Origin of the sequence: Amycolatopsis sp. NPDC057786, assembly GCF_042797905.1 — a bacterium.
Taxonomy (GTDB): domain Bacteria; phylum Actinomycetota; class Actinomycetes; order Mycobacteriales; family Pseudonocardiaceae; genus Amycolatopsis.
In genome coordinates this window covers 1-11,153 of the sequence record NZ_JBHVKW010000166.1, presented here as the reverse complement: position 1 = coordinate 11,153, position 11,153 = coordinate 1, and the positions used below count along the sequence as shown (strand labels likewise).

General features: G+C 70.0%; 11 protein-coding genes. 4 read left to right on the top strand and 7 right to left on the bottom strand.

The annotated features are described in order from the left end of the window. Positions 1-262: 262 nt before the first annotated feature. Positions 263-913, top strand: coding sequence for a hypothetical protein (locus tag ACFVM3_RS40805; RefSeq protein WP_378445136.1), 651 nt, complete (start codon positions 263-265; stop codon positions 911-913). Positions 914-977: 64 nt separating this feature from the next. Here ACFVM3_RS40805 and ACFVM3_RS40800 read toward each other — a convergent pair whose 3' ends face one another. Genes ACFVM3_RS40800 through ACFVM3_RS40790 form a run of 3 tightly spaced genes read right to left on the bottom strand, consistent with a single transcriptional unit; the run spans position 978 to position 3,348 of the window. Further along, entirely contained in the window at positions 978-1,724 is a 747-nt protein-coding gene (locus ACFVM3_RS40800; RefSeq protein ID WP_378445135.1) for an adenosylcobinamide-GDP ribazoletransferase, read from the bottom strand. Further along, positions 1,721-2,734 (bottom strand): nicotinate-nucleotide--dimethylbenzimidazole phosphoribosyltransferase, encoded by a 1,014-nt coding sequence (gene cobT, locus ACFVM3_RS40795; protein ID WP_378445134.1) that lies wholly within the window; start codon positions 2,732-2,734, stop codon positions 1,721-1,723. The genes ACFVM3_RS40800 and cobT overlap by 4 nt, the downstream gene beginning before the upstream one ends. An 8-nt stretch (positions 2,735-2,742) precedes the next feature. Then, on the bottom strand, positions 2,743-3,348 hold the full coding sequence (locus ACFVM3_RS40790) for a bifunctional adenosylcobinamide kinase/adenosylcobinamide-phosphate guanylyltransferase (protein ID WP_378445133.1): 606 nt from the start codon (positions 3,346-3,348) through the stop codon (positions 2,743-2,745). 36 nt (positions 3,349-3,384) lie between these two features. Between ACFVM3_RS40790 and ACFVM3_RS40785 the strand changes: the two genes are divergently transcribed. Continuing rightward, positions 3,385-4,317, top strand: coding sequence for a cobalamin biosynthesis protein (locus tag ACFVM3_RS40785; protein ID WP_378445132.1), 933 nt, complete (start codon positions 3,385-3,387; stop codon positions 4,315-4,317). Further along, positions 4,314-5,774, top strand: a complete 1,461-nt coding sequence (locus ACFVM3_RS40780; protein WP_378445131.1) for a cobyric acid synthase — start codon at positions 4,314-4,316, stop codon at positions 5,772-5,774. The genes ACFVM3_RS40785 and ACFVM3_RS40780 overlap by 4 nt, the downstream gene beginning before the upstream one ends. 447 nt (positions 5,775-6,221) lie before the next feature. On the opposite strand, the gene ACFVM3_RS40775 is transcribed toward ACFVM3_RS40780, so the two are convergent. Next, the gene (locus ACFVM3_RS40775) at positions 6,222-6,977 is read right to left on the bottom strand and encodes a CbtA family protein (protein WP_378445130.1); all 756 of its coding nucleotides are present in this window, start codon (positions 6,975-6,977) and stop codon (positions 6,222-6,224) included. Positions 6,978-6,991: 14 nt separating this feature from the next. After that, positions 6,992-7,198 (bottom strand): CbtB-domain containing protein, encoded by a 207-nt coding sequence (locus tag ACFVM3_RS40770; RefSeq protein WP_378445129.1) that lies wholly within the window; start codon positions 7,196-7,198, stop codon positions 6,992-6,994. 229 nt (positions 7,199-7,427) lie between these two features. Between ACFVM3_RS40770 and ACFVM3_RS40765 the strand changes: the two genes are divergently transcribed. After that, positions 7,428-8,321, top strand: a complete 894-nt coding sequence (locus ACFVM3_RS40765; RefSeq protein ID WP_378445137.1) for an ROK family protein — start codon at positions 7,428-7,430, stop codon at positions 8,319-8,321. On the opposite strand, the gene ACFVM3_RS40760 is transcribed toward ACFVM3_RS40765, so the two are convergent. Beyond that, positions 8,311-9,096, bottom strand: coding sequence for a DeoR/GlpR family DNA-binding transcription regulator (locus ACFVM3_RS40760; protein ID WP_034312927.1), 786 nt, complete (start codon positions 9,094-9,096; stop codon positions 8,311-8,313). The genes ACFVM3_RS40765 and ACFVM3_RS40760 overlap by 11 nt on opposite strands. Positions 9,097-9,349: 253 nt before the next feature. Continuing rightward, positions 9,350-10,762 carry a Dyp-type peroxidase gene (locus ACFVM3_RS40755; protein ID WP_378445128.1) on the bottom strand — a complete coding sequence of 471 codons (1,413 nt, stop codon included), beginning with the start codon at positions 10,760-10,762 and terminating at the stop codon, positions 9,350-9,352. Positions 10,763-11,153: the final 391 nt, after the last annotated feature.

Below are 11,153 nucleotides of genomic sequence, written 5' to 3'. Positions count from 1 at the left end.
TGCCGCACCGGGGGGGGGGGGGTCCGCGTGTTGCGAAAGCCACTTTCGCAACCTTCAACGTTGCGAAAGTGGCTTTCGCAACGTCGGCCGTGGCCCGGCTCGGCACCGTCCTGGCGATCATGTGGCGAAAGCCGCTTTCGAGACGTCTGGTGTCCCGAAAGTGGCTTTCGCGACACTGGCTCCCCGACCTCAGGCCTTCACGGACCGGGCCCGGGATCGCTAGAACGACCCAAGAACGCTCACGAGCTGGTTGGATGGACCGGTGAACTTCGTGATCGGCGTCTTCGATCTCTTCGCCTACACCATCCCCGGCGCGCTGTACGTCGCGCTCTTCGGCTACCTCGGGGCGAAACTCCACATCCTGACCGCGGCGAGCATCGGTGGCGTCCCCACCGTGGTGCTGGTCGTCGTGATCGTGGTGCTGAGCTTCCTGCTGGGCTATTTGGCCTATCCGCTCGGTGAGGCGATGGAGCGGATCGTGCCGCGGAGGCGAAGCAGGAACGCCGCCGAGGAGTTTCTCCGCCGGATGCCCGCGGCGAAGGATCGCGCGTTCCTGAAGGAGAACACGCATCTCCTGCTGTGTGCGCTGCAACTGCACGACAAGGAGGTCGCGGCCGACGTCACGCGGCTGCGCGCGTCCGGGCTCATGGTGCGCAACTGCGCGCCGCCGCTGCTGTTCGGCGCGGTCGCCGCGATCGTCGAGATCTTCGCGGGGAAGCATCCGTGGATCGCGGCCGGGCTCGCGGTGCTGCTGCTGTCCGCGTCGCTCATTTTGGTTTCACAGGGTCGCAAACTCGGCCTCTGGGCCGGGATGAAGACCCTCGAACTGTGCTTCTGGCTGCCGGAGATCGACGAGAAACTGGCGCCGGATACCGTCGCGGACCGAACACGCCCGGCGAAGGCGAAGTCGTAACTCACGTGACTGGACGCAGCACTCGAATGTACGCCCTCTGATCACGCGAGTTACGCGCAGCGGCTCAGAAGGACGAAGCCAGCAAGATCCCCGCGACGGCGACCTCGACGCAACCTCCGAGCACGTCCCCGGTGACCCCGCCCAGCCGTTGAACGCACCGCGCCAGCAACGCCGCCGCGGCCAGGTACCCCAGCGTCACGGCGGCGAGCCCTTGCCACCACGGGAGTGCCAGCGCCGCCGCGCCCGCGAGCACGGCGAACACCACCGCCGCCGTCCACACCGGCACTGAACCGGCGACGGTCGCGCCCAGCCCTTCCGGCCGGGCCGAGGGAACGCCGCGCGCGCAGCACAGCGAGAGCACCCCGCGTCCGGCGATGACCGCCGTCGCGACCGCCGCGATCCCGTGTCCGGCCGAGATCGCCCCGGCCAGCGCGCCGACCTGCACCAGCAGCACCAGCACCAGGGTCGCGATCCCGGTCGGCCCGGAATCCCCGCGCCGCATGACCTCCAGCGCCCGCGCGCGGTCGTACGAAGCGCCGAGCCCGTCGGCCGTGTCGGCGAGCCCGTCCAGATGGAGGCCGCGGCTGCCCAGCGCCACCGCGCCCAACGCGAGCGCCGCCGACGCGAACGCGGGCAGGCCGATCGACTCACCCAGGAAGACGATCAGCGAGGCGACGGCCGCGAGCGGCACGACGGCCGGCGGGGCGAGCACCATCGCGCCGCCCGCCACCCGCCGGTCGATCACCCCCGGCGCCGGCACCCGGACGGTGGTCAGGGTGCCGACGGCCATCTTCAACGCGTCGGCGATCAAGCCAGATCCGCCAGCAGGCCCATGTCCGCGAGGATCGCCCGCGCCGCCCTCAGCGTCGGCACCGCCTGCACGGCACCGCTGCCCTCGCCGAGCCGCAGCCCCAGGTCGAGGATCGGCTCCAGTCCGAGCGCCTTCAACGCGAACGCCTGCGACGGCTCGGTCGACCGATGTCCGGCCAGCCACCACTGTTCGGCACCCGGCGCGATCTCGCGGGCGACGAGCGCCGCGGCCCCGGAGAAGACGCCGTCGAGCAGTACCGGAACCCCGCGCACCGCGGCCTGCACGAGAAAACCCGCCGTCGCGGCGAGACAAGCGCTGCCGAGCGCGGTCAGCAACGTGAAGGGGTCTTTCACCGCACCGGACCTGACCAACGCGGCCTCGACGACCGCGAGCTTCCGCGCCCGCGTGTCCTCGTCGATCCCGGTGCCCGTACCGACGACGTCCTCCGGGAAAAGGCCGAGCAGCGAGGCGACCACGGCCGCGCAGACCGTCGTGTTGCCGATCCCCATGTCGCCGGGAATGAGCAGATCCGCGCCGCCGTCGATCTCCTCGTCCGCGATCGCCAGCCCGTGCTCGAACGCCGTCCGCGCCTCGCCCTCGGCGAGCGCGTCCTCGACGTCGATCGAACCGGAACCCCGCCGGACCTTGTGCGCGGTGACCTCGGCGGGCACGTCCGCGCCGTCCCAGTCCACCGCGATGTCGCAGACCCGCACCGTCGCCCCGGCCAGCTCGGCCAGCACACCGACACCGCTCTTCCCGGCGAGGAACACCCGCACCATCGCCGCGGTGACCTCGCGCGGATACGCCGACATCCCGGAAACCCCGTGGTCTCCGGCGAAGACCACCACGCGGACGTCGTCGAGCGGCCGCGGCGGGACGACGCCGTGCGCCGCGCTGAGCCAGGCGGCCAGGTCTTCGAGCCGTCCGAGCGAACCCAGCGGTTTGACCAGACCGTCCAGTCTCGTGCGCGCCGCGGCTTCGGCGGCGGCGTCCGGGGTGGCGATACGCATGGCAGCTCCTAAGGCAGGTCCAGCATCCGTCCGGCGACGACCAGCACGGTCCGGTCGGACACGGCGGACACCCGGTTGTTCAGCGCGCCCAGCACATCACGGAACACGCGTCCGGACACCGTCGCGGGCACCACACCGCTGCCGACCTCGTTGCTGACCGCGATCACCGGCACGTCGGCCTGCTCCCACGCCGCCAGGAAATCCTCCAGCCGGTCGTCGAGGCGCCGTTCCCAGCCCTTGCGCTGCTCCCAGGCGCCGACCTCGTCGAGCACCCGGCTGATCCACGTGCCGAGACAGTCGATGAGCAGCGGATGCGTCGCCGTGCGCAGCACCGTGGCCAGGTCGGTGGTCTCCACCGTCTTCCAGTGGCCCGGCCGCCGTGCGCGATGTGCGGCCACCCGGGCGGCCCACTCGGGGTCTTCGGCGCTCGGCGGCAGCCCGGGCGCGACGTAGGTCAGGTGCGGGTGACGGGACGCGAGCCGCTCGGCGTGGTGTGACTTCCCAGAGCGGACGCCGCCCAGTATCAGCACCTTGCCGTCGTCGCGCGAATAGCGGCGAAGTGCCCGCGCGAGGGTCTCCAGGACCTTCGCGAGGCGATGCGTCAGCTTGGTCATACCCCGCATTCTCGTGCACGCGCTACGGTTCGCCACGTGCCACTCCGACAAGCCGCCACCGCAGCCGGACTCGTGACCGGTTACGTCGCCGACGCCGTGTTCGGAGATCCACGCAGAAGGCACCCGGTCGCGGGTTTCGGCCGCGCCGCGCAAGCCCTCGAACAGCGGGTTTACGCCGATTCGAAGGTACGGGGCGCGGCGTACACCGCCGTCTGCGCGGGCACCGTCACCGGATTGGGGGTCGCGGCCCAGTTTTGGACCCGGAAGCGTCCGTTCGCGCGGTTCGCGCTCACCGCGGCGTCCACTTGGGTGGTCCTCGGCGGCAAGGGGCTCGCGGACGAGGGCACCCGCATGGCCCGGTTGCTCGACGACGGCGACCTGCCCGCCGCGCGGCAGCGGCTCTCGCATCTGTGCGCCCGCGACGCCACCGGTCTCGACACCGAACAACTCGCGCGGGCGACCACCGAGTCCCTCGCCGAGAACACGTCGGACGCCGTCATCGCGCCGCTGCTGTGGGGCGCGGTCGCCGGAATCCCCGGCCTGCTCGGTTACCGCGCGCTCAACACGCTCGACGCGATGGTGGGCTACCGGTCCCCGAAGTACGCCAACTTCGGCTGGGCGTCGGCGAGGACGGACGACCTGGTGAATCTGGTGCCGTCCCGGGTCGGCGCGGCGCTCACCGTGGCGTCGGCGCCGCTGGCGGGCGGTTTCGCCAAACCCGCGTTCCGGATCTGGCGCCGCGACGGGAAACACCATCCGAGCCCCAACGCGGGCCAGGTCGAGGCCGCCTTCGCCGGCGCGCTCGGGATCAGGCTTGGCGGGACGAACAGCTACGGCGGACGCACCGAACGCCGCGGCGTCCTCGGTGACGGCCGCGAGCCGGAACCGGTGGACGTGCGCCGCGCGGTCCGGCTGTCGAGGGCGGTCGGTCTCGCCGCGCTCGCCGTCGCGGTGGCGGTCGCGCGGTGAGCGGCCTGCTCGTCGCGGGGACGACGTCGGACGCGGGCAAGAGCCTGGTCACCGCCGCGTTGTGCCGCTGGCTCGCGCGCCGGGGCGTGCGGGTCGCGCCGTTCAAGTCCCAGAACATGTCGAACAATTCGATGGTGTGCGCGGACGGCGCCGAGATCGGCCGCGCGCAATGGCTTCAGGCGCGGGCGGCCCGCGTCGAACCCGAAGCCGCGATGAACCCGGTGCTGCTGAAACCAGGGAGCGATCGCCGCAGCCACGTCGTCGCGCTCGGGAAACCGTTCGGCACGCTGGAAGCGGGGGAGTACGCCACGGGCCGGGCCGGGCTCGCGGAGATCGCCTTCGACACGTTTTCGTCGTTGCGACGACGCTTCGACGTCGTGCTGTGCGAGGGCGCGGGCAGCCCGGCCGAGATCAACCTCCGCGAAGGCGACTACGTCAACATGGGGCTGGCGCGGCGCTTCGGCCTGCCGGTGATCGTCGTCGGCGACATCGACCGCGGCGGCGTCATGGCCGCGATGTTCGGGACGCTCGCCCTGCTGTCCGCCGAAGACCAGGCGCTGGTTGCCGGCTGGCTGGTCAACAAGTTCCGCGGTGACGTCGGCCTGCTGCGGCCGGGACTGGAGACGCTGGAGAAGCTCACCGGCCGCGAGGTCTTCGGCGTGCTGCCCTGGCTCGACCAGGTGTGGATCGACTCGGAGGACGCGCTCGCCGCCGCGGGCTGGGGCGCTTCGGGCGGGTCTCTCCGGGTCGCCGTCGTGCGGTTTCCGCGTGCCTCCAACGCGACCGACGTCGACGCGCTCGCCGCCGAGCCCGGGGTCTCGGTCGCGCTGACCGCCGACGCCGACACCGTCCTTTCCGCCGACGTGGTGATCCTGCCGGGTTCCCGCGCGACCGTGGACGACCTGGCGTGGCTGCGTGCGCGCGGCCTGGCGGACGCCGTCCGCGCCCGGGCCGAGGCAGGGCGTCCGGTACTGGGCATCTGCGGCGGTTACCAGATGCTGGCCACCGAGATCGAGGACGACGTCGAATCCGGCGCGGGCACGGTCCCCGGACTCGGCCTGCTGCCGACGCGTGTCTCGTTCGGCGCCGACAAGGTGCTGGCCCGGCCTTCGGGCTCGTGGCGTGGGCAACCGGTGGAGGCGTACGAGATCCACCACGGCACCGTGACCGCCACCGGCCCCGCCGAGTCCTTTTTGGACGGATACCGGCGGGGCGCGGTATGGGGCACGATGTGGCACGGAGCCTTCGAGAACGACGGTTTCCGCCGCGCCTGGCTGGGCGAGGTGGCGGACTGGTCACCCGCCGCCGGGGCACCGGGATTCGGCGCGTTGCGGGAAGCCATGCTGGACCGGCTCGCCGACGCCGTCGAGGAACACGTCGACACCGAGGCCCTGCTGCGCCTCATCGAAGAGGGCTCTCCCGGCGACCTGCCTTTCGTGCCGCCCGGCGTCCCCTGACGCATTCAGCCCTCTGAATGCTAGCGAGGGGTAAGCGAACGTGGCGTGTTCGTGGTGCCGGTCTGCGGCCTTGTGGACCGTCCAACCTCAGGACGGGCACTGTGTGGATTTTGGGGCGTTGGATGACCAGAAATCCACACGGTCTCCGCGTGACCGGTCCGGTCACGACGGCCAGACCGCCGCAGATGCGAGGGTGTGTGGAAATAGGGACGTTGAACGTCTCAATTTCCACACACCCCTCACCCGCGGTAACACTCACACCCCATCAACCACGTCGAGTGATCACGCGAGGGCGAAGACACGGTCCGATCGCGAGTACCGACGCCACCTTTGCCCTTGCCTCGCGATAACCCTTATTGCCACTCGCGACCCACCGAAACGGTGCATATCGACATCAATCGGACATAAGGTTGCCATCAAGGGTCCCATGTGGACGCTCCGCCCTCACTAAGCGGCCTGAACTGCCGCCTTGTGCTTCAACGCCTTCTCGGCGAACGCCCCGAAGGCCAGGCCCAGCGCGGTCCAGAGCACCACCTGCGTGCCGACCGAAGCCAGCCTGAACGTCCACAGCGTGGAACCCGGGAACCCGTCGGGGACCTCGTCGATCGTCGGCAGCAGCGCCGCCGCCACCCCGATCAGCACGACGTACCCGCCCGCGGCGATCAGGCCGCCGCGCCAGGCGCCGAGCTTGTCGGCCAGCTTCCGGCCGAACGCCGCCGCGAGGATGCCGACCAGCAGCGAAAGCGCGACGAACCCGAAGTACAGCGAAGTCCTGCTCCCGATCGTGCCCGCCTGGCCGACCGCGGGCGGATTCCCCGGGTACTTCAGGAACGGCACCAGGAACACGACCACGAAGGCGCCGCCGGCGAGCAGAGCCGCCGTCACCCGCGGCCGCAAGGTGCCGAGGCGCCCGTAGACGAAGGCGAACGCGAGCGAGAACAGCCCGCCGACGGCGACCCCGTACAGCCCGACGCCGGTCAGCAGGCCCACGGTGCTCTGCACGCCACGCGTGACGAGCTCTTCCTCGGCCTCGGCGGGAGCGTGTTCGTGGGCACCCGGAGCACTGTGCGAATGCGCGGCGGCGCCTTCGAGACCGATGGCGGCATCGACCGAAGGCTCACCGAAGAAATACGCGAAAAGGGTCGCCAGGACACCGGCGACCAGGCCCGCGAGCATGCCGCGGACCAGCAAGGTCCTCATCATGGGGCGCGTGCCGCCTAGTGGCACGGGAAGGCCAGCAGATGCCGGCCGTCGTGGACGAACTCGTGGACGTACGAGTTCGCGAACACCGACACCGCGCCCTGCTCGGCGCTGACGAAGTAGAGCGTGATCAGCGAAAGGAGGATGACGAGCACCGCCCAAGGCAGGATCTCGCGGACGGGGATCCGGACGGGGACGGGTACTGCGGTTACCGCTTCGGACATGGCGGTGGGACCTCCTCGGGCTAGCGCGGCCTCTTCAGGGGTGTCACGACGGCTCCGGGTCTGGCTTCCCCGATGACTCGGGGTCACAGTGGCGCGACCGCGCGGATTCTCACCGCGTTCCGGGTGCCGTCGTCTGGCCGGTCGAGCGTAGGTCGCCACGAAGCGTCCGGTCAATGTGACCGAACCCGATCGGACCCGCGCATGCCAAAATCCAGCCATGACACCTGCGGTGGCGGCACTCGATGTCGGCGGAACGTCCATCAAGGCGGCCCTGTACGACGCGGACCTGAAAGACCTCGCCAGCCTGCGCGAGCCGACGGCGCGCGGGGCGGACGGCGAGGCGCTCGCGGACCAGGTCGCGCGGATCGTGGAAACGCTGGGCAAGCAGGCCGGGACCGGGACACCGGACGCCGTCGGCGTGGTCATCCCCGGCATCGTCGACGAAGTCGGACGAGTGGCCAGGTTCTCGGCGAACCTCGACTTCCGGGACGTGCCGTTCGGCGAGATGCTCGACCGCAGGCTGGGGCTGCCGTTCGCGTTCGGGCACGACGTCCGCGCCGGCGGGCTCGCGGAGTTCCGCGTCGGCGCGGGCAAGGGCTGCACCGACGCGGCCTTCATCCCGGTCGGCACAGGGATCGCGGCCGCGCTCCAGCTCGACGGGAAGCTGTACGCCGCGGGTGGCCAAGGCGGCGAAATCGGGCATATCGACGTCGGTCACCGGCTGCCGTGCGGGTGCGGCGCGACGGGATGCCTCGAGGCGATCTCCTCCGCGTCGGCCATCGCCCGCCGCTACAGCGAGCACACCGGACGGCCCGCGGACGGCGCCGAGCAGGTGGTCGACGCCGCCCGGCACGGCGACGAGGCCGCGATCTCCGTGGTCAACGACGCGCTCGAAGGGCTCGGACACGGCATCAAGACCCTGGTCACGCTGTTGGCGCCCGAAGTCGTCGTCCTCGGCGGCGGCCTGTTCACCGCGGGCGACTACGTCCTCGAACCCGTACGGGCGTGGCTGGCGGCGAACCTGCAGTTCCAGCGGATGCCCGAACTGCGGATCGCGCGGCTCGGCGACGAGGCCGGCAGGCTCGGCGCGGCCCTGCTGGCACTGGACCGGCTCAAGCCTTGACCACCCGCACGCCTTCCTCCTCGAAGGCGTGCACCCGCTCCGGATCCGCGCGGCCATCGGTGACGAGAACGTCGACGTCGGTGGTCGCGCAGATCTTCGCGAAGGCGTGACCGCCGAGCTTCCCGCTGTCGGCGAGCACGACGACCTGCCGGGCACGGGCCGCCATCAGCCGGTTCGTGCTCGCGTCGCCCTCGTGATGCGCCTGCGCGCCGTGCACCGGGTCGAAGGCGTCCACCCCGAGGAACACCAGGTCGAGCGAGATCTGGTCGAGGAACAGGTGCGACAGCGGCCCGGACAGGTCGAATGACTGCTGCCGCGCGACCCCGCCGGTCACCACGATCTTGATATTGGGCCGGACGGCGAGTTCGTGGGCGATGTTGAGCGCGTTCGTCACCACGGTGAGCGACGGACCGCCGGTCGGCTCGCCCATATCCGGCCGGGTCGCGAGCGCGCGGCCCACTTCGGTGCTCGTGGTGCCGCCGTTGAGGCCGACCACCATGCCGGGGTCGACCATTCTGGCAGCGGCGGCGGAAATCCGTTGCTGTTCGGGCGCGTTGCGTGCCGCCTTGTGCCGCAACGGAAGGTCGTAGGCGACGTTGCTCGCCACGGCGCCGCCGCGGGTGCGGACCACGAGATTGCGGCCCGCCAGGTGATCGAGGTCCCGGCGGATCGTCGCGGGGGAGACACCGAGTTCGCCCGCCGAAACCTCGACGTCGACTTTTTCGCGCTCTCCCACCATGTCCAATAAAGCCGTGAGTCGTTCATGCCGATTCATCCCCAGCTCCCTCCCCGAAGCCCGATGTCGCTTACCGCACCGGACAAAGTACTACGCGTCGCGAATGGGGCGGGTTTGGGACGCCGGGAAGAAAGGGATATGGGCGGGCGCCGGCCACCCCCAGTGTGACCGGCGTCCGCCGGTGGCCGGCACGCCCAGGACCGGCCCGTTTCGCAGGCTATCTCCGCCGACTCCGGATCGATATCGGATTTACGCCCGTTCCGGTGACGTTCAGCGGATATTCGCCGTCCGATCAGCCCTTTCCGCCGAGCCCGCGCAGGAAGGCGAGCGACGGCATGAAGAAGTAGTCGCCGCCCTTCAGTGTCACCGACTGCGGGATCGGATCCGCGGTCACCGTGCGGTCGCCCGCCCATTCCGCGGTGTAGACGGATTCCGGCCGAGGGCCCTGGCCGATGACCGGGTCGAGGCCCGGCGGCTTGACCCCGACGGGCGGGATCGGGAACCCGGGGTTGTTCGACCAGGTCGCCTGGGTGAACTCGAACTGGTTGCCCAGCGCCGAATTGAACGCCATGAACAGCAGTCCGACGCCGCCGCTTGGCCGGGCCGACGGCGGCAGGTCGGCGTTCGGGTCGTCGGCTCGTTCGCCGTAGGGCACGCCCCGCCGCGCCATCAGGTGCAGGCGTTCCTGCGGCGGCTGTTCCGCGCCTCCGCTGCCGCGCGGGTTCGTCTTCCGGATATGGGCCTGGAACGGGCATTTGGCGCCGGTGGCGTCACTTCCGTAGTCGAAGTTGTTCGGTACCGGGCTTTCCGCACCCTCTTCCCGTTGCGCGGTCAGCGGGGTGCCGTCTTCGAACCGGCCGACGATCATCGCGCCCGCCCGTTCCCGGTCTTCGCCGACGAGGCCCAATTGATCCGCCAAAGCCTCCTCGGACTGCTTGAATCGCCGTACATTCTGTTCCAATTTGCGGAAAACGAAGTAGCTGCCGAAATGGACACCTGGATCGGGGGCGGCGTGATCCGGGACGAGTACCTGGTTCAGCGGAGCGGCCGGATCCCAGACGCTGATGCCGTCCGTTTCCGTCTTTTCCGCGTGGATGTCCTCGACCAGGAAAAGCGGCTGGCTCCGGCCGTCGACGTAGCCGAAATGTTCGATCCCGTCTCCGTTGGCGTTCACCCGCCCGAATCCGGTTTCCTCGGCGACGACGGAAACCGTCGACGGAATCAGTGCCAGAACCTCGTTCCGGCGCGCGGTCATCGGAGCGTCCTCGGCGTCGCCGATGATGACGACCGCGTGGATCTCGTCGTGGTATCCACCGTCGAACGTGGAGCGCGGCGGGTCGTTCAGCTTTTCGCGGGTCTCCTGCGCACGCATGCCGAGCCGGAACGATTCGTCTTGCGGTACCTCGATTTTCAGGAACCGGTAGCCCGCCGCGGTCAGCCCGGTGCCGACGTAGGGCGACCCCTTCAGCCCTTCGGCCTTGAAGCGCTCGACCTCGGTCAGGTGGGTTTTCGCGGACTTCATCAGCGGGACGAGCGACGCGAGGAACTTCATCGCGTCCTCGGCCTCCGAAAAACGGAGGAACAGTGCGGAAAAATGGTCGCGAGCGTGTGCTTTGAGGATGTTCGGCTGTAGTTCGTCGAGCATCTTCGCGGCGTCGCCGGTCGCGGTCTTCCATTCCAAGGGCATGGTCAGATCGACGGACATGGCAAGGACCCCCTCCTTGAGAACCCCGTCCGGCTGCCTCGGCAGGTGTGGTACCGGTCGCCGCCGTGCGGGTCTTACCCCTTGATACAACCGATACCGAAAGCTCGCTGTCAGCACCCGCAAGTACACTCTTCCGGCGGTTCTTTCACTCGAAAGGACCCAGTGCTCCGGTAACTCCCCGCATTTAGTCCTCTGCATGCGGTGGTTGCGCGCTACCGGCAGCCTCACCGCAGTGCCGCTTTCGCCACTTGGGGCCCGCTCCCGCCGCGAACTCGGGCCGCGCGGGAGCGGTTGCGAAAGCCACTTTCGCAACGGCCTCCCTCGCCGAACCCGACACCGCGTCCCAAGTACATGAAGGCCCCCTTCCTTGCGCCTGGCGCAAGGAAGGGGG